Annotated in this window: 17 protein-coding genes; 11 read left to right on the top strand and 6 right to left on the bottom strand. The window is 59.6% G+C overall.

Annotated features, from left to right (window positions below):
• The first annotated feature begins 64 nt into the window (after positions 1–64).
• The gene (locus EXW71_RS28780; RefSeq protein ID WP_167665840.1) at positions 65–205 is read left to right on the top strand and encodes a hypothetical protein; all 141 of its coding nucleotides are present in this window, start codon (positions 65–67) and stop codon (positions 203–205) included.
• Between the two features lie 50 nt (positions 206–255).
• On the opposite strand, the gene EXW71_RS09710 is transcribed toward EXW71_RS28780, so the two are convergent.
• The 3 genes from EXW71_RS09710 to EXW71_RS09700 form a co-directional block, all read right to left on the bottom strand.
• Positions 256–1,041 (bottom strand): OmpA family protein, encoded by a 786-nt coding sequence (locus EXW71_RS09710; RefSeq protein WP_134658274.1) that lies wholly within the window; start codon positions 1,039–1,041, stop codon positions 256–258.
• Between the two features lie 56 nt (positions 1,042–1,097).
• A complete protein-coding gene (locus tag EXW71_RS09705; RefSeq protein ID WP_123714862.1) occupies positions 1,098–1,523 on the bottom strand; it encodes a DUF4398 domain-containing protein in 426 nt (141 codons plus the stop codon).
• 283 nt (positions 1,524–1,806) lie between these two features.
• On the bottom strand, positions 1,807–2,151 hold the full coding sequence (locus EXW71_RS09700; RefSeq protein ID WP_123714863.1) for a pilin assembly protein: 345 nt from the start codon (positions 2,149–2,151) through the stop codon (positions 1,807–1,809).
• 184 nt (positions 2,152–2,335) lie between these two features.
• On the opposite strand from EXW71_RS09700, the gene ppc reads away from it, so the two are divergent.
• From ppc to EXW71_RS09670, 6 genes are all read left to right on the top strand, one after another.
• A complete protein-coding gene (gene ppc / locus EXW71_RS09695; protein ID WP_134658272.1) occupies positions 2,336–4,963 on the top strand; it encodes a phosphoenolpyruvate carboxylase in 2,628 nt (875 codons plus the stop codon).
• 297 nt (positions 4,964–5,260) lie between these two features.
• Positions 5,261–5,908, top strand: coding sequence for an adenylate kinase (gene adk / locus EXW71_RS09690; protein ID WP_012722567.1), 648 nt, complete (start codon positions 5,261–5,263; stop codon positions 5,906–5,908).
• Positions 5,909–5,998: 90 nt separating this feature from the next.
• Positions 5,999–6,685, top strand: a complete 687-nt coding sequence (tsaB, locus tag EXW71_RS09685) for a tRNA (adenosine(37)-N6)-threonylcarbamoyltransferase complex dimerization subunit type 1 TsaB (RefSeq protein WP_134658270.1) — start codon at positions 5,999–6,001, stop codon at positions 6,683–6,685.
• 160 nt (positions 6,686–6,845) lie between these two features.
• Positions 6,846–7,148: a hypothetical protein gene (locus EXW71_RS09680; protein ID WP_134658268.1), complete on the top strand. Its 303-nt coding sequence runs from the start codon at positions 6,846–6,848 to the stop codon at positions 7,146–7,148.
• The gene (locus tag EXW71_RS09675; protein WP_134658266.1) at positions 7,148–8,008 is read left to right on the top strand and encodes a DUF72 domain-containing protein; all 861 of its coding nucleotides are present in this window, start codon (positions 7,148–7,150) and stop codon (positions 8,006–8,008) included. Before EXW71_RS09680 ends, EXW71_RS09675 begins: the two co-directional genes overlap by 1 nt.
• A 26-nt stretch (positions 8,009–8,034) precedes the next feature.
• Positions 8,035–8,862, top strand: coding sequence for an oxaloacetate decarboxylase (locus EXW71_RS09670; protein ID WP_134658264.1), 828 nt, complete (start codon positions 8,035–8,037; stop codon positions 8,860–8,862).
• A 1-nt stretch (position 8,863) separates the two neighbouring features.
• Here EXW71_RS09670 and EXW71_RS09665 read toward each other — a convergent pair whose 3' ends face one another.
• Positions 8,864–9,484: an energy transducer TonB gene (locus tag EXW71_RS09665; RefSeq protein ID WP_123714869.1), complete on the bottom strand. Its 621-nt coding sequence runs from the start codon at positions 9,482–9,484 to the stop codon at positions 8,864–8,866.
• 96 nt (positions 9,485–9,580) lie between these two features.
• Between EXW71_RS09665 and EXW71_RS09660 the strand changes: the two genes are divergently transcribed.
• Positions 9,581–10,375 carry a class I SAM-dependent methyltransferase gene (locus EXW71_RS09660; RefSeq protein ID WP_134658262.1) on the top strand — a complete coding sequence of 265 codons (795 nt, stop codon included), beginning with the start codon at positions 9,581–9,583 and terminating at the stop codon, positions 10,373–10,375.
• Here EXW71_RS09660 and EXW71_RS09655 read toward each other — a convergent pair.
• Positions 10,353–10,988: a TetR/AcrR family transcriptional regulator gene (locus EXW71_RS09655; protein WP_134658260.1), complete on the bottom strand. Its 636-nt coding sequence runs from the start codon at positions 10,986–10,988 to the stop codon at positions 10,353–10,355. The two genes, EXW71_RS09660 and EXW71_RS09655, sit on opposite strands and share 23 nt — an antisense overlap.
• Positions 10,989–11,081: 93 nt before the next feature.
• Here EXW71_RS09655 and EXW71_RS09650 point away from each other — a divergent pair, with 93 nt between their 5' ends.
• Both EXW71_RS09650 and EXW71_RS09645 read left to right on the top strand, forming a co-directional pair.
• Positions 11,082–12,182 (top strand): efflux RND transporter periplasmic adaptor subunit, encoded by a 1,101-nt coding sequence (locus EXW71_RS09650; protein ID WP_134658258.1) that lies wholly within the window; start codon positions 11,082–11,084, stop codon positions 12,180–12,182.
• 6 nt (positions 12,183–12,188) lie between these two features.
• Positions 12,189–15,257: an efflux RND transporter permease subunit gene (locus tag EXW71_RS09645; RefSeq protein ID WP_134658256.1), complete on the top strand. Its 3,069-nt coding sequence runs from the start codon at positions 12,189–12,191 to the stop codon at positions 15,255–15,257.
• A 119-nt stretch (positions 15,258–15,376) separates the two neighbouring features.
• Here EXW71_RS09645 and EXW71_RS09640 read toward each other — a convergent pair whose 3' ends face one another.
• Positions 15,377–15,832, bottom strand: coding sequence for an Lrp/AsnC family transcriptional regulator (locus tag EXW71_RS09640; RefSeq protein WP_134658254.1), 456 nt, complete (start codon positions 15,830–15,832; stop codon positions 15,377–15,379).
• Between the two features lie 165 nt (positions 15,833–15,997).
• Here EXW71_RS09640 and EXW71_RS09635 point away from each other — a divergent pair, with 165 nt between their 5' ends.
• Positions 15,998–16,762, top strand: a complete 765-nt coding sequence (locus tag EXW71_RS09635; protein WP_134658252.1) for an ArpA protein — start codon at positions 15,998–16,000, stop codon at positions 16,760–16,762.
• Position 16,763 lies beyond the last annotated feature (1 nt).

Below are 16,763 nucleotides of genomic sequence, written 5' to 3'. Positions count from 1 at the left end.
TTACGAATAGTCAGCCAGGGGGGAAGTCACGGTGAATATCGGTGCGATCAATAGGATGTTGGACATGGCCCGGGCGCAGCAGATTCTGGATGAGTGCAGCGAGTGCGACGCTGAGCCGTCCCAAGGGACGCGAGACGAATTGAAGCGCCAGTCGGAGTTTGATGCTGTCGGCGCCGACGACAATAAACGCCAGATCCAGTACTGAACGAAAAAACCCACCGTCTCCGGTGGGTTTTTTTATCCAGCTTCAATCAATCAGTTAGCCATGCTGGAGCGAGGCTTGACTGGCTGGTTGTCGTTGGAGATAGTCACTTCAACGCGACGGTTCATGGCACGGCCCGATACGCTGCCGTTGTCGGCAACCGGGTATTCCTTGCCGTAACCCTGGGTCACGATGCGCGAGATATCCACGCCTTGTTGCGCCAGTGCACGTTGTACCGAAGCGGCACGACGCTCGGACAGGGACTGGTTGTACGAGTCCGAACCAGTGCTGTCGGTGTAGCCTTCGACGATCACTTTACGGTCCGGGTTATCGCGCAGGAACTGCGCCAGCTTGGTGATGTTGACCAGGCCGCTGGATTTCAGGTCGGACTTGTTGGTGGCGAACAGCACGTCACCGAAAGTCACCAGGGTGCCACGGTCGGTCTGCTTGGCATTCAGGCTGTCTTGCAGTTGCTTGATCTGTGCATCACGGGCTTGCAGCAGGGCGCGGGCACGTTCGTCACCGGCGTTTTTCAGCTTGGCTTCGGATTCGCGCAACACGATGGTGTCTTTGGCGACTTCAACGCGCTGGTTGGTCAGGTAGGCCAACTGGTCGACTTTTTTCTCGTCTTCTTTGTCACGGTAGGCTTTTTCAGCCTTGTCCAGCCATTCGCTGGCGTCCTTGGTTTCCAGGGCCGCTACCTTGGTGGCTTGCGGGTTCGCCTGCAAAGCCGAGAAGTTGGTCTTGGCGTTTTCCAGGTTCTGGTTGGGCGGGGTGGAGCAGGCCGCCAGAGCAACGCTCATTGCCAACAGGGCAGGGATCATCATTTGTTTACGCATAATCGTGTCGTCCTTTCAATTCGATTTCGGGTGCAATGCAATCAGGTGGCAGCGGCTTATTGCTGTTGGATAACAGCCGGGCGCATGCCTTCCTGACGCAGCTCCTGAACAGCTTTCTGGGAGTCCTTCACGGCCTGTTGGGCTTTGGCAGCCTGGGCCTTGCGCTCTGCAACGCGAGCGTCCCATTCGGCTTGTTCGGCCAACTGACGAGCTTTGTCGTAGTTCTTGTCGTGCATGGCGATTTCGGCTTCTTTGAGCTTGTCTTGGGCCGATTTCATTTCCACGGCAGCGAACTCGGTACCGCCGGCGCTGACTGCACTGTTAACAGCCGATTGAGTCACCGCGTATTGCTCGGTCGGAGGGTTACCTGCGCAACCCGCCAGTACGAAGCTGGTGCCGATTGCCAGCGCGGCCAATTTGAGCCCGCGCAGGTGGTTAAACGAGGATTTGGCAGTGCTGGTTTTCATCGTCTTCAACTCCATTGGATAGCTCCTGAAAAACATCAAAATCCACTTCGTTGGTCAGCGGTTGGGGCCCGGCGGTAAAGCACCAGATGCCCTTTCAAACGGCCGTTCCAAGTTGATGGCTTACTGGCTGTGACCCGAGGCTTTTTTCAAAAGTTCAGAGAAGATGGCGATTTGCCTAAAAAAATATCTGACTGATTGGTCAGCGCCTTTGAGGTGGAACTTTCGTCGCGCACAGCGGTACCCCGAGCCCCTGAGGGGCCCGGAATACCGGGACATTGAAGGAATTTATAAGTAGTTATCAGTGCTTCTGTTCATCGGCACTGGCCGATAAATCATGCAGATAGCGTCGGGACAATGTGAGGAAACGTGGGGTAGGGCCAACGTCCTCGTATAACGGATCGCCCTCTTCATCGGTGGCAATCACCTGTTGGCCCTTGATGTATGGAAAGCTGGCTTCCAGCTCTTCAAGGGCGGCGCCGATCAGTTCACCGAGCAATTCTTCGGTATTACGCTTTGGGTACATCTCGGCAATGGCCGCCAGCCTCGCGGCGGATTCCACGTCCAAATGGATCGCGTATTCGGTTTTGGTCATGCGACCCTTGGCGGTTTCTTCCCAATGCTGGGCCAATTCTCGGATTTTCATGGCAACCTCAATATGCCCGCTGGTTGCAGGCGCTGATGAGTGACCGGTCGCTGGCGTGGATAACGCCGCGACTCAATAGTTGAGACTAGCTGCAACTCACAAGGTTTAAAGCCTTGTCAGAAACCGACGTCGGCGGCACTCTGGAACCCCTGCGCGTCCCGGATTTCTGGCTGGAGATTGGCTGATGAGTGATATCGATGCACGCTTGCGTGAGGATGTTCACCTGCTGGGTGAGCTGTTGGGCAACACCATTCGAGAGCAGTACGGTGATGATTTTCTCGACAAGATCGAGCAGATCCGTAAAGGCGCCAAGGCCGACCGGCGAGGGGCTGGCGATGAATTGAGCACCAGCCTGAACCAGTTGCAGGAAAATGAACTGCTGCCAGTGGCGCGAGCCTTCAACCAGTTCCTTAACCTGGCCAACATCGCCGAGCAGTACCAGTTGATCCATCGGCGCGATGAGTCGCAGCCGGCGCCCTTCGAGGCCCGGGTACTCCCGCAATTGCTGGCCCGGCTGCAACGCGAAGGCCACAGCAACGAGTCCCTGGCGCGCCAGTTGGCGCGGTTGGAGATCGAACTGGTGCTCACGGCCCACCCCACCGAAGTGGCCCGCCGCACCCTGATCCAGAAATACGACGCGATTGCCGCGCAACTGGCCCTGCAGGATCACCGTGACCTGACCACGGCCGAGCGTGAGCAGATCCGCGAGCGCTTGCAGCGGCTGATCGCCGAAGCCTGGCACACCGAAGAAATCCGTCGCGTGCGGCCGACCCCGGTGGATGAAGCCAAATGGGGCTTTGCGGTGATCGAGCATTCGTTATGGCACGCCATTCCCAATTACCTGCGTAAGGCCGACAAGGCGTTGTTCGCCGCTACCGGATTGCACCTGCCTCTGGAGGCGGCACCGATTCGCTTTGCCTCGTGGATGGGCGGAGACCGCGACGGTAACCCCAACGTCACGGCACCGGTCACCCGTGAAGTGCTGCTGTTGGCACGCTGGATGGCGGCCGATCTGTATTTGCGCGATGTCGATCATCTGGCCTCGGAGCTGTCGATGCAGCAAGCCAGCCCGGCATTGCAAGCCAAGGTCGGTGACAGCGTCGAACCCTATCGCGCCTTGCTCAAGCAACTGCGCGAGCGTCTGCGCGCCACGCGCCAATGGGCGCACACCTCGCTGACGGCTGCTACGCCGGCCAGCGCCGAGGTGTTGCAAAACAACCGTGACCTGCTGGAGCCGCTGGAGCTGTGCTACCAGTCGCTGCACGAGTGCGGCATGGGCGTGATCGCCGATGGACCGTTGCTCGACTGCCTGCGACGCGCGGTGACATTCGGCTTGTTCCTGGTGCGCCTCGATGTTCGCCAGGATTCCAGTCGTCATTCGGCGGCCATGACCGAAATCACCGATTACCTTGGCCTTGGCCGTTATGAAGACTGGGACGAAGAGGCGCGTATTGCCTTCCTGATGAAGGAATTGGCCAATCGCCGGCCCTTGCTGCCGGGTTACTTCAAGCCGTCGGCGGATACCGCTGAAGTGTTGAACACCTGCAAGGAAATCGCTGCTGCCCCGGCCGCGTCGCTGGGCTCCTATGTCATTTCCATGGCCGGCGCTGCGTCGGATGTATTGGCGGTGCAATTGCTGCTCAAGGAGTCAGGCGTCCAACGCCCGATGCGTGTGGTGCCGCTGTTCGAGACCCTGGCTGACCTGGATAACGCCGGGCCGGTGATGGAGCAACTGTTGCAGTTGCCGGGGTACAGGGCACGCCTGCAAGGCCCGCAGGAAGTGATGATTGGTTACTCGGACTCGGCCAAGGACGCGGGCACCACCGCCGCTGCCTGGGCGCAGTATCGGGCGCAGGAGCGGCTGGTGGATATCTGCCGTGAGCAACAGGTGGAACTGCTGTTGTTCCATGGTCGGGGCGGCACCGTCGGCCGTGGCGGCGGCCCGGCTCACGAGGCGATTCTGTCGCAGCCACCCGGTTCGGTGGCGGGGCGTTTTCGCACGACCGAGCAAGGGGAGATGATCCGCTTCAAATTCGGTTTGCCGGACATCGCCGAACAAAACCTCAACCTCTACCTGGCGGCCGTACTGGAGGCCACACTGTTGCCGCCGCCACCACCCGAGCCGGCCTGGCGCCATTTGATGGATGAACTGGCAGCAGACGGTGTCAGCGCCTACCGCGCCGTAGTGCGGGAAAACCCACAGTTCGTCGAGTATTTCCGCCAATCCACGCCGGAGCAGGAGCTGGGGCGTCTGCCACTGGGCAGTCGCCCGGCCAAACGGCGTGCGGGTGGCATTGAAAGCCTGCGTGCTATCCCATGGATCTTCGGCTGGACCCAGACCCGCCTGATGTTGCCGGCCTGGCTCGGCTGGGAAGCGGCATTGAGCAAGGCGCTGGAACGCGGCGAAGGTGAGTTGCTGGGGCAGATGCGCGAACAGTGGCCGTTCTTCCGTACGCGCATCGACATGCTGGAAATGGTGCTGGCCAAGGCCGATGCCGACATTGCCCGTCTATATGACGAGCGTCTGGTGCAGCCTGACCTGCTGCCATTGGGTGCGCACTTACGCGACCTATTGTCGCAGGCGTGCAGCGTGGTGCTTGGCCTGACCGGGCAGTCGCAACTGCTGGCCCATAGCCCGGACACCTTGGAGTTCATCCGTCTGCGTAATACCTACTTGGACCCTCTGCACCTGCTGCAGGCCGAGTTGCTGGCACGCTCGCGTCAACAGGAGGCCGCGCAAGACAGCCCTCTGGAACAGGCGCTGCTGGTGTCCGTGGCGGGTATTGCCGCCGGCTTGCGCAACACCGGCTGAAGTTTTCCAAGTGTTCTCAACGGCTTGCGGATAAACCTCGACGGCCGCTCGGAAACGGGCGGTCGGCGTTTGTGCCGACGGGTTGCACTCAGGCATACCCTACCTATGACGCATACCCGGCGCGGGTTCCTGCGACTTTTGGCGGCTTGTATGGTGACGGCCCGCTGTGTATCTTGATCAGCCTTTGGCCGTTTGATTCGGCCTGGACCCACATATTTACGAGCCATATTTCTACGAGATTTGCCCCTACGCGGCGAATCCGGGCACCATCTCTATAAAAAATTGAGGAGCACATCGATGCGCGTCATTCTGCTGGGAGCTCCCGGGGCCGGTAAAGGTACTCAGGCAAAGTTCATTACTGAAAAGTTCGGTATTCCACAAATCTCCACCGGCGACATGCTGCGTGCCGCCGTCAAGGCCGGCACCGAGCTGGGCCTGATCGCCAAGAGCGTGATGGACAGCGGCGGCCTGGTTTCCGATGACCTGATCATCAACCTGGTCAAGGAGCGCATCAGTCAGGAAGACTGCAAGAACGGTTTCCTGTTCGATGGCTTCCCGCGCACCATTCCCCAGGCTGAAGCCTTGGTGAAAGCCGGCGTAGAGCTGGACGCGGTGGTTGAAATCGCTGTTGAGGACGAAGAGATCGTTCAACGTATCGCCGGTCGTCGCGTTCACGAAGCCTCGGGCCGCGTGTACCACACCGTCTACAACCCGCCGAAGGTTGAAGGCAAGGACGATGTCACTGGCGATGACCTGGTGCAGCGTAAGGACGATACCGAAGAAACCGTGCGCCATCGCCTCTCGGTCTACCATTCCCAGACCAAACCGCTGGTGGATTTCTACCAGAAGTTGTCCGCTGCGCAGGGCAAACCGAAGTACAGCCACATCCCTGGCGTCGGTTCGGTAGAAGCCATCACCGCCAAGGTGTTGCAGGCTCTGAGCTGATTCAGCGATCAGCTTCACGTACAACGGCCCGCTTGCGGGCCGTTGTTGTTTATACTGGCGCACTTTTTTTCGACTTGGACACCCACACCCATGAGCACCCTGCTGGCCCTGGATACCGCGACTGAAGCTTGCTCCGTTGCCCTGCTGCACGATGGCAAGGTAACGAGCCACTACGAGGTGATCCCGCGCCTGCATGCGCAGAAGCTGTTGCCGATGATCAAGCAGTTGCTTGAGGAGGCGGGCACCACGCTTTCTGCTGTGGATGCCATCGCGTTTGGCCGTGGCCCCGGCGCGTTCACCGGCGTGCGCATCGCCATCGGCGTAGTACAGGGCCTCGCGTTTGCGCTGGAGTGCCCGGTGTTGCCGGTTTCCAACCTGGCGGTGCTGGCCCAGCGTGCGTTGCGTGAGCAGGGTGCCACTCAGGTCGCGGCAGCCATTGATGCACGGATGGATGAAGTCTACTGGGGGTGCTACCGCGAAACCGCCGGGGAAATGCGTCTGGTGGGGGCCGAGGCGGTTCAGGCGCCAGAGGCGTCCGTATTGCCCGACGATGCCACGGGCGATTGGTTCGGTGCCGGCACCGGCTGGGGTTATGGTGAGCGCATCGGCGTGAAAACCGTCGGCCAGGCGGCCGATATGTTGCCCCACGCACAAGACTTGCTGAACCTGGCGCGCTTCGCTTACGGACGCGGCGAAGCGATTCCGGCCGATCAGGCGGCACCGGTTTACTTGCGCGATAAAGTGGCGCAGACCAAGGCCGAACGCGGGATTATTTGACGCCAAAAATGCGGGAATTTGGCGACAAATTTCGCCAACCGTCAGAATTTGCCCAGGTTTCTAAACCTTTTACAAATTATGTGTTCTAGTTATCACCAGAGCATTTGCGCGCCATGGAAAGTGCCGCTAAATTGCCATCATTGATACCGAGTCTGCATGTATGCGTATAGACGGTTTTTCCTCACAGTCCTACCCCATCAAGCGCAAGCCGCGTAAGGCGAGCGTCACGGTAGACGAGTCCGTCGAAGATTCGCCGGACTTCATCGAGGTGCAGTCCGACTCGCCATCCAACGCCCAGGCTTCGGCAGGCGCGCGTATCGGCGGTCTTCCCGCCCGCCAGCAAGACATGGTCTTCCCGCGTTCCATGAGCAAAAGCGTCGCCACCGCCCTGGCCAGCTACCTGACCACCGCCGGCTTTGTCGAATGGGATATGGAAGTGCTGGGTCTCGATATCCACATCTAATGCGCCTGCCTTACTTCATCGGTTGTCCCTCCTGGAGCGAAAACGCCTGGCGCGAATACCTGTACCCGGCCGACGCCCGTTCCGGCGATTACCTTGCACTGTATTCCCAGGTTTTCAACGCCGTTGAAGGCAACACCACATTTTATGCCCGCCCCTCGGCCGCCACCGTGCAGCGCTGGGCTGAAATCATGCCTGCGGATTTTCGGTTCACCGCCAAGTTCCCCGGCGACATCAGTCACGGCGGTGACTTGCGCGAGCAACTGCCGGCGGCGGAAAGTTTTATCGGTTTGATGAGCCCGCTGGGCGAGCGTATTTCGCCGTTGTGGCTGCAATTGCCGGCGACGTTTTCGCCACCGCGCCTGGGTGAGCTGGCCGGTTTCATTGATGGCCTGGAGCGCCCGCTGGCGGTTGAGGTTCGTCATTCGGAATTCTTCGCCAAGGGCGATGCCGAACGGATGCTCAACCGCTTGCTGCGTGACCGGGGGGTCGAGCGTATCTGTCTCGATCCCCGCGCCCTGTTCAGCTGTACGTCCACCTCGGCCGCGGTGCTGCATGCCCAATCGAAAAAGCCAAAGGTACCGCCACGCCCCGCGGCGCTCACCCAATTTCCTCAAGTGCGGTTTATTGGCCACCCGGAACTGGAAGCCAATGATCCGTTCCTGCTCCCTTGGGTGGAAAAGATCGCCGGCTGGATCGAGGAAGGGCGCACGCCCTACGTGTTCTTGCACACCTCGGATAATCGCTTGGCCGCGCAACTGGCGCTGCGGTTTCACGACAAACTGATGGCACGCCTGCCAGGTTTACCACCCTTGCCGACGTTGCATCGAGAACCTGTAGCGGAGCAATTGGGTTTACTCTAAGGCTCCCTTTCTGACAGGAGTGAGTCATGGATGCACAAACCCTGCGCGGCGAAACCTTCAAGGCCCTGCATGAACGTGATCGCGCGTTCGTCATGCCCAATCCGTGGGATGCCGGTTCCGCCATCATGCTTGCCAGTCTTGGTTTTGAAGCCTTGGCCACTACCAGCGCCGGGTTTGCGTTCAGCCTGGGGCGGCCGGATGCTGAAGGCGCGCTATCGCTGGAGGAGACGTTGGGCAATGCCTCAACGATCGTCCGGGCGACCTCGCTGCCGGTGGCGGCCGACCTGGAAAACGGCTTCAGCGACACCCCCGAAGGCTGCGCCCACACCCTTTTGCGGGCGGCGGCCACCGGCATTGTCGGTGGTTCCATCGAAGACGCCACAGGCATCGCGGCTGACCCGATCTATCCGTTTGACTTATCGGTTGAGCGCGTTGAAGCCGCTGTCGCGGCTGCGCGTAGTTTGCCTTTTGCCTTCACGCTGACAGCCCGCGCAGAAAACCTCCTGCATGGCCGCCTGGATCTGTCCGACACCATTCGCCGCCTGCAAGCCTACGCCGAAGCGGGTGCAGACGTGTTGTATGCGCCGGCTTTGCGCAATGCCGAAGAAGTGGTGGCCGTGGTCAAGGCGGTCGCGCCCAAGCCTGTGAACGTGTTGATGTCCGGTGGCTTGAACTTGAGCGTGGCGCAGTTGGGCGAGATCGGGGTGCGGCGCATCAGCGTCGGCTCGGCTTTCGCCCTGGCGGCGTATGGCGAATTCTACCGGGCGGCGCAGGAAGTGTATGAGTCGGGCACGTTCGACTTCACCGAACGCAAGATGCCGTTCAGCCAGGCCAATGGGTTTTTCAAGCGGTGAGTCAGGCGGCCAGGCGCAGGTTGTTGAGGATCAGCGGGCGCGCCCAGTGATAGTCGAAGTCCAATGCCTTCTGTTGGGCCACCAGCTCTTCAGCTGGGTACGGCGTGGCAGGCGGTGGCAGCAGGTCCAGTTCGAACTCGGCGATAGGCAGGTGCAGCGGGTAGGGTTGCGGTGCAGGGCCGGGTTCGGGCAGCGGCTGGCCGGCGTTCAACACGATCGGGCGAACCCAGCCGCTTTCGAAATTCTGCTGGCGCTGTTGGGCGACAATTTCTTCAGGCGGGAACGGCGTGGCCGGTGGTGGCAGCAGGTCCGGTTCGAATTCGGCAATGGGCAGGAACAGCGGTTCAGGCGGGGCGATCTCGGTGTCTTTCACGTCGCATTCACGCTGGGTGAGGATCTGCGACAGCAGGTCGGATCCTTCACTGGGTTCTACCGCTGGGTCCAGCAGTGCAGGCGCCTTGGCTGCGAGCGCGTCCGGCGAATCGCCGAGCTGTTCGGCCAACGCACGGGCGAAGAAGTCCTGCCACACATGACTCACCCCGGCCAGCGCTTGAGTATTGCGCAGGCCGTAATGGTTGTGGGTCGGCAGTACACCGATGGTTAGGGGAAGAATGTCTGACATTTTTCTCGGTCGACGCTCAGCTCTGGCAAAATACCTGACTGTTGTTTTTATCGGCCACTGTTGGCCGATCCTTAATATTTTTGAGCGTAGCAATTGATGAGCGAACAACCAGCGGCCAGCCGCATTCGGGTCGAGGCCTTGGCCGAAGGTTTCCAGGCGCGTGCCGAGCAATGGGCTGAACAGCTTGGGCTGCCGTTACAGCTGGAGGCGGCGGATTTTTCACTGCAAGTCGGGGAACAAGGGCTACAACTGCAACAGCTTGGGCCTGACGCACCGGGGCCGGTGCGCGTGGATTTTGTCGAAGGCGGCGCGGCGCACCGGCGCTTATACGGCGGTGGCAGCGGGCAGATGATTGCCAAGGCCGTGGGCATTGCCCAGGGCGTGCGCCCACGTGTGCTGGATGCCACGGCAGGCCTGGGCAAGGACGCGTTCGTACTGGCCAGCCTGGGCTGCGAGATGAGCCTGATCGAGCGCCAACCGCTGATCGGCGCGTTGCTCGAAGACGGCCTGGCACGCGGTGCGGATGATTTCGAGGTGGCGCCGATTGTGGCGCGCATGAAGTTGCTCAAGGGCAACTCCATCGACGTGATGCTCAACTGGGAAGGTGAGCCGCCCCAGGTGATCTACCTGGACCCGATGTTTCCTCATCGTGAGAAAACCGCCCTGGTAAAGAAGGAAATGCGCCTGTTCCGTCCATTGGTGGGTGACGATCCGGACGCCCCGGCGTTGCTCGCAGCGGCCCTGGCCCTGGCCAGCCACCGCGTGGTGGTGAAGCGCCCGCGCAAGGCGCCGTGCATCGAAGGGCCAAAGCCGAGCCACGCGTTGGATGGCAAGTCCAGCCGGTATGACATCTATCCCAAGAAAGCGCTCAAGGCCGATAAGCCCGCATAAACAACCCCACCACCTCCTGCACGTGGGCTTCGGCGTCTTCCTCGCTCAGTTGCCCACCGCAGCCATAGAGCAAACAGAAGTTTGCCGTGCCCTTGAGCAGACAGAAGAAATGTTCGGCTGCCGTAAACGGTTTGTCGATGCTCAGGGCGCCGCTCTGATCGATCTTGCCGAGCAGGCGCTCCATCCCCTGAAGCATGCGCATGGGGCCGGCTTCGAAGAAGATCTGTGAGAGTTTCACGTCCTGATTGCCGGTGGTCATCATCAGGCGGTGCAGGTTCACCGATTCCGTGCTGTTGATAAGCCGATGAAAGCCCCGTGCGATATTCAGCAGTACGGTTTCCACGGGCACACCTTCAGGCAGCTCGAAATACATCACCGGCAACTGTTCTTCGCACTTGGCCACCACGGCAGCGGTGAACAGGGTCTCTTTGTCGGTGAAGTGGCTGTACACGGTCAGTTTCGACACCCCTGCCTCAAGGGCCACGGCATCCATGCTGGTGCTGGCGTAGCCATTGCTCAAAAACAGGGTTTTCGCTGCTTCGAGGATTGCCTGGCGTTTTGCCATGTCCTTGGGACGCCCGGGGCTATTGGTGTTCACAAGATTGTCGGACATTTTCACCTTTAATACTGGACTGGTGAGTTTGGTATTAATAACATACTGGCCAGTATAATTATTCCTAGCTCCATTTGCGAAAGGTCCTTCAGCATGCGCAGCACTTTCCTGCCCCTTGCGTTGCCTGCCAGCCTGGTCTTCCTACTGGCCGCCTGCGGCCATGAGGAAGCGGCCCAAACCACCATCCGCCCGGCCATGGTGGTGCAACCACAACCGTCGGCGCAGGCGATGGACAGTTATCCTGGCGAAGTGCGCGCCCGTTATGAGCCGGACCTGGCCTTTCGCATCGGCGGTAAAGTCAGTAAGCGTCTGGTGGAGGAGGGCGATCGAGTCAAGGCCAATCAACCCCTGGCCGAACTCGACCCTCAGGACGTGCGCCTGCAACTGGAAGCCACCCGCGCCCAAGTGGCCGCCGCCGAGGCGAACCTGAACCTGGTGCGCGCCGAGCGTGATCGCTACAAGACCCTGATGGATCGTCAGATGGTCAGCCGTTCGCAGTACGACAATTCCGAAAACCTCTACCGATCCGGTGAAGCGCGCCTCAAGCAGATTAAGGCCGAGTTCGATGTGTCCAGTAACCAGGCCGGTTATGCCGTGTTGCGCGCGCCCCAAGACGGTGTGGTCGCCAAGCGTGCGGTGGAAGTCGGACAAGTGGTGGCAGCCGGGCAAACCGTGTTCACCCTGGCCGCCGACGGCGAGCGGGAAGTGTTGATCAGCCTGCCTGAGCAGGGCTTCGGTCGGTTCAAGGTCGGCCAACCGGTGTCGGTCGAATTGTGGAGCCAGCCGGACCAACGCTTTACCGGGCACATCCGCGAACTGTCCCCCGCAGCAGACCCCAAGTCGCGTACCTTCGCCGCCCGCGTTGCCTTCACCGGCGGCAAAGTCCCGGCTGAGCTGGGCCAGAGCGCCCGCGTTTTCATACAGACCGAAGGTGCGATTGCGCTGTCGGTGCCGCTGTCGGCCCTCAGTGCGGAGAACGGCGCCGCCTACGTCTGGCGCGTGCAATCCGATAACACCCTTAAGCGTACCCCGGTGCGTATCGGCGCCTTCGGCGAAAAAACCGTGCCCGTGCTGGAAGGCTTGGCCCCTACCGATTGGGTAATTGCAGCGGGTGTGCATGTCCTCCATGAGGGCCAGCAAGTGCGCCCGGTGGACCGCTCCAACCGCGTTGTGAATCTGGCGGCCAAGGAGTAGTCCCCGATGCGTTTCAATCTTTCCGAATGGGCGTTGCGTAATCGCCAGATCGTACTGTTCCTGATGATCCTGCTGGCAGTGGTCGGCACTTTGTCTTACACCAAACTGGGGCAAAGCGAAGACCCGCCGTTTACCTTCAAGGCCATGGTGATCAAGACCAATTGGCCTGGGGCCACGGCCCAGGAAGTTTCGCGGCAAGTGACCGAGCGCATCGAGAAAAAACTGATGGAGACCGGCGACTACGAGCGCATTGTCTCGTTCTCGCGCCCCGGCGAATCCCAGGTCACCTTCATGGCCCGCGACTCGATGCACTCTGCGCAAATTCCTGACTTGTGGTACCAGGTGCGCAAGAAGATCAGCGACATTCGCCAGACCTTGCCGCCGGATATCCAGGGGCCGTTTTTCAACGACGAATTCGGCACCACCTTCGGCAACATCTACGCCCTCACCGGCGACGGCTTTGACTATGCCGTGCTCAAGGACTACGCCGACCGTATCCAGATTCAACTGCAGCGCGTGCCGGACGTGGGCAAAGTCGAGCTGCTGGGCCTGCAGGACGAGAAAGTCTGGATCGAGCTGTCCAACCTCAAGCTGGCCACCCTCGGCGTGCCCTTGGCGGCCGTGCAGCAAGCCTTGCAGGAGCAGAACGCCGTTTCCACCGCAGGCTTCTTTGAAACCCCGACCGAGCGCGTGCAACTGCGGGTGTCGGGTAACTTCAAAACCGTGGAGGAGATCCGCAACTTCCCGATTCGCGTCGGTGACCGGACTTTGCGCATCGGTGATGTAGCCGACATCCACCGCGGCTTCAACGATCCACCGGCGCCGCGCATGCGTTACATGGGCGCCGATGCTATCGGCCTGGCCGTGGCCATGCGTGACGGCGGCGACATTCTGGTATTGGGTAAGGCCCTTGAAGGGGAGTTCGCACGTCTGCAGAAGAACCTTCCGGCGGGCATGGAACTGCGCAAAGTGTCGGATCAACCGGCGGCGGTGAAGACCAGCGTCGGCGAATTCGTCCAGGTGCTGGCTGAGGCATTGGCCATCGTCTTGTTGGTGAGCTTCTTCTCCCTGGGTGTGCGTACCGGCATGGTGGTGGCCCTGGCGATTCCGCTGGTGCTCGCGATGACGTTTGCCACCATGTACTACCTGGGTATCGGCCTGCACAAGATTTCCCTTGGCGCTTTGGTACTGGCCCTGGGCTTGCTGGTTGACGACGCGATCATCGCCGTGGAAATGATGGCGATCAAAATGGAGCAGGGCTACGACCGGCTCAAGGCGGCGAGCTTCGCCTGGACCAGCACTGCGTTTCCGATGCTTACCGGCACGCTGATCACGGCGGCCGGCTTCCTGCCGATTGCCACGGCGCAGTCGAGCACAGGGGAATACACCCGCTCGATCTTCCAGGTGGTGACCATCGCACTGTTGGCCTCATGGGTGGCCGCCGTGGTGTTTGTGCCGTACCTGGGGGAAAAGCTCCTGCCGGACCTGGCGAAGATTCATGCAGCCAAACACGGCGCCGATGGTCCGGATCCCTACGGCACGCCCTTCTACCAGCGTGTAAGAGGTTTGGTCGAATGGTGTGTGCGTCGGCGCAAAACCGTGATCGTGCTGACGTTGCTGTTGTTCATCGGCTCGGTCGCGCTGTTCCGCTTTGTGCCGCAGCAGTTCTTTCCGGCTTCGGGTCGCCTGGAGTTGATGGTTGACTTGAAACTGGCCGAAGGCGCGTCCCTGAGTAACACCGCCGACCAGGTCAAACGCTTGGAAGCCTTGCTCAAGGACCACGCGGGTATCGACAACTATGTGGCCTATATCGGCACCGGCTCGCCGCGTTTCTACCTGCCGCTGGACCAGCAATTGCCTGCGGCCAGCTTTGCGCAATTTGTGGTGCTGGCCAACACCATTGAAGAGCGCGAAAGCCTGCGCACGTGGCTGATCGAAACCCTCAACGAACAATTCCCCGAGCTGCGCTCGCGGGTCACGCGCCTGGAGAACGGCCCGCCCGTGGGGTACCCGGTACAGTTTCGCGTGACGGGCGAGCACATCGAGGAAGTGCGTGCGCTGGCGCGCAAAGTCGCCGCCAAGGTTCGTGAAAATACCCACGTGGTCAACGTGCACCTGGACTGGGAAGAACCGAGCAAGATCGTCTACCTCAACATCGACCAGGACCGCGCCCGAGCGCTCGGCGTAAGCACCGCCAACCTGTCGAAGTTCCTGCAGAGCTCACTGACCGGCTCCACCGTCAGCCAGTACCGCGAGGACAACGAGTTGATCGAAATCCTCCTGCGCGGCACCGTGCATGAGCGCACCGAGCTGTCGCTGTTGCCAAGCCTGGCGGTACCGACCGACAACGGCAAAAGTGTCGCGTTGTCACAGATCGCCACCCTTGAATACGGCTTTGAAGAGGGCGTTATCTGGCACCGTAACCGCCTGCCGACCGTGACCATTCGCGCCGACATCTATGGCAAGGAACAACCGGCGACCCTGGTCCAGCAAATCCTGCCGACCCTTGAAGGAGTACGCGCCGAACTGCCGGATGGCTACCTGCTCGAAGTGGGCGGCACCGTCGAAGACTCCGCCCGTGGCCAGAACTCGGTGAAGGCCGGTGTGCCATTGTTCATCGTGGTGGTGCTGACCTTACTGATGTTGCAACTGCGCAGCTTCTCACGCACTGCCATGGTGTTTCTGACGGCTCCGCTGGGATTGATCGGTGTGACGCTGTTCCTGCTGGTGTTCCGCCAGCCCTTCGGCTTTGTGGCCATGCTCGGCACTATCGCCTTGTCGGGCATGATCATGCGTAACTCGGTGATCCTGGTGGACCAGATCGAACAAGACATCAAGGCCGGCCTGGCACCGTGGCAAGCGATTATCGAAGCCACCGTCCGACGCTTCCGCCCGATTGTCCTTACGGCACTCGCGGCGGTACTGGCGATGATCCCGCTGTCGCGCAGCGTGTTCTTCGGGCCGATGGCGGTGGCGATCATGGGCGGGTTGATTGTGGCGACGGCGTTGACCTTATTGTTTCTGCCAGCACTGTATGCGGCATGGTTTCGTATCAAGAACGAAGCCCGGCAATAACGCGAGGGCGGCGGTTATTGGGCGTATGTAATAAACATGCGCCTGATGACGGTTGGGAAAAGTGGGGGATATCTGAAATTCGCTAGTTGCCTGCAAAGCCTGAATGTCACCCAATTTATTTAGAGAGTGGGCAGCTTCCTGACGACAGTTTTAATAATTGATGTGTTTGTGTCGGCCAGTGGTGTGACTTTCTGCAATGTCAGGTCCAAATGGCCTACCGAATCGGTATAAAGATGGCAAACAAAACTGTCTTCTCCGGTTATTTTGTAGCACACCACGCATTCAGTCATGTCTGCGAGTAGCTGTTCCACTTCCTGAAACTTCCCCGGCAATGGTTTAACTCTGACTAACGCCTGCAACGCATACCCCAATGCCTCGGCGCCGAGCTCTACACTGAACCCGACAATGATGCCTGCCTGCTCCAGGCGCTTCATGCGCTCGCTGCAACCCGGTGCGGACAGGCCTACCTGGCGGGCCAGCGCGCGTATGGACGTACGTGCGTTCTGATGAAGAGCAACAATCAGAGCGCTATCAATAGGGTCTAACGTCTGGCCGCTCTTTGTAAGCTTTTTCATTAGTTTGACCTTACGAATAGTGAAGAATAGCGTGAAGAATCTTACATACCATAGATCCTTAAGAAAAGAATGGTTTTTTTAAAATATCTTGTCTGTGGTTTTTGCGTGCAGTCATGCGCAGTACTGTGCTGTTGTTTTAAATTGTTCTATTGTCGAGGGATTGAAATGAACTACGTACTTGATGAAGCACGCCTGCAACAACACCATGCTGATAACTTTTCTGAAAAAAGAGTGTTCGCGCTGCGTAATGAGTTTTCGCGTAATGGTTTTATAAAGTTGCGCGATATTGTCGATGATTCATTGCGCGAAGTAATCACCGCAGATGTCCACAGCTTGATCGACCGTCAACTCGAACGCCGCGATCTGCACCTGGCGACGACCGACAACACACCGCGCTATATGAGTGTGGTGCGCAGTGAGTTTATTGCTGAGAACAGCCCATTGATCGGTGCGCTGTCCAAATCCGAAGTGCTGCTCGGCACCTTGTCGTTGATCGCCGACACGCAGATCGTCGCGTCCGTGTCCCAGGACGAGGAATACCTGATTACCAGGCAGGAACGCAAAGGCGATACCCATGGTTGGCATTGGGGTGACTACAGTTTCGCGTTGATCTGGATTATCGAGACGCCTCCTATCGCCAAGGGCCGCATGTTGCAATGTGTGCCGCATACCTCATGGGATAAATCCAACCCCAGGATTCATGAATTGCTGTGCAGTAATCCGATTGCCACCTATGGCTTCAAGACAGGAGATATCTATTTCCTGCGCACGGACACCACCCTGCACCGCACGATCCCACTGAATGAAGACGCCACGCGCATCATCCTCAACATGACGTGGGCGGCTGAAAAAGATCTGTCCAGAAACCTGCACGGCAATGACCGTTGGTGGGAAGACCAGCACGCAGAGGCCGCAAAAAACCTGGCATAGA

This window comes from Pseudomonas sp. BCA17 (genome assembly GCF_004519405.1).
In the GTDB taxonomy this organism is placed as follows: Bacteria; Pseudomonadota; Gammaproteobacteria; order Pseudomonadales; family Pseudomonadaceae; genus Aquipseudomonas.
The sequence above is the reverse complement of the archived record's forward strand: the minus strand, read 5'-3'. Positions and strand labels throughout refer to the sequence as shown.

Bases quoted from the DNA above. Each gene is read 5' to 3' on its own strand.
- EXW71_RS09660 (WP_134658262.1), top strand. From the start codon at position 9,581: ATGAGCGAACAACCAGCGGCCAGCCGCATTCGGGTCGAGGCCTTGGCC.
- EXW71_RS09665 (WP_123714869.1), bottom strand. From the start codon at position 9,484: ATGTCAGACATTCTTCCCCTAACCATCGGTGTACTGCCGACCCACAAC.
- EXW71_RS09700 (WP_123714863.1), bottom strand. From the start codon at position 2,151: ATGAAAATCCGAGAATTGGCCCAGCATTGGGAAGAAACCGCCAAGGGT.
- EXW71_RS09645 (WP_134658256.1), top strand. From the start codon at position 12,189: ATGCGTTTCAATCTTTCCGAATGGGCGTTGCGTAATCGCCAGATCGTA.
- EXW71_RS09675 (WP_134658266.1), top strand. From the start codon at position 7,148: ATGCGCCTGCCTTACTTCATCGGTTGTCCCTCCTGGAGCGAAAACGCC.
- adk (WP_012722567.1), top strand. From the start codon at position 5,261: ATGCGCGTCATTCTGCTGGGAGCTCCCGGGGCCGGTAAAGGTACTCAG.
- EXW71_RS09705 (WP_123714862.1), bottom strand. From the start codon at position 1,523: ATGGAGTTGAAGACGATGAAAACCAGCACTGCCAAATCCTCGTTTAAC.
- EXW71_RS09650 (WP_134658258.1), top strand. From the start codon at position 11,082: ATGCGCAGCACTTTCCTGCCCCTTGCGTTGCCTGCCAGCCTGGTCTTC.
- EXW71_RS09710 (WP_134658274.1), bottom strand. From the start codon at position 1,041: ATGCGTAAACAAATGATGATCCCTGCCCTGTTGGCAATGAGCGTTGCT.
- EXW71_RS09655 (WP_134658260.1), bottom strand. From the start codon at position 10,988: ATGTCCGACAATCTTGTGAACACCAATAGCCCCGGGCGTCCCAAGGAC.
- EXW71_RS09640 (WP_134658254.1), bottom strand. From the start codon at position 15,832: ATGAAAAAGCTTACAAAGAGCGGCCAGACGTTAGACCCTATTGATAGC.
- EXW71_RS09670 (WP_134658264.1), top strand. From the start codon at position 8,035: ATGGATGCACAAACCCTGCGCGGCGAAACCTTCAAGGCCCTGCATGAA.
- tsaB (WP_134658270.1), top strand. From the start codon at position 5,999: ATGAGCACCCTGCTGGCCCTGGATACCGCGACTGAAGCTTGCTCCGTT.
- EXW71_RS09635 (WP_134658252.1), top strand. From the start codon at position 15,998: ATGAACTACGTACTTGATGAAGCACGCCTGCAACAACACCATGCTGAT.
- EXW71_RS09680 (WP_134658268.1), top strand. From the start codon at position 6,846: ATGCGTATAGACGGTTTTTCCTCACAGTCCTACCCCATCAAGCGCAAG.
- ppc (WP_134658272.1), top strand. From the start codon at position 2,336: ATGAGTGATATCGATGCACGCTTGCGTGAGGATGTTCACCTGCTGGGT.
- EXW71_RS28780 (WP_167665840.1), top strand. From the start codon at position 65: ATGGCCCGGGCGCAGCAGATTCTGGATGAGTGCAGCGAGTGCGACGCT.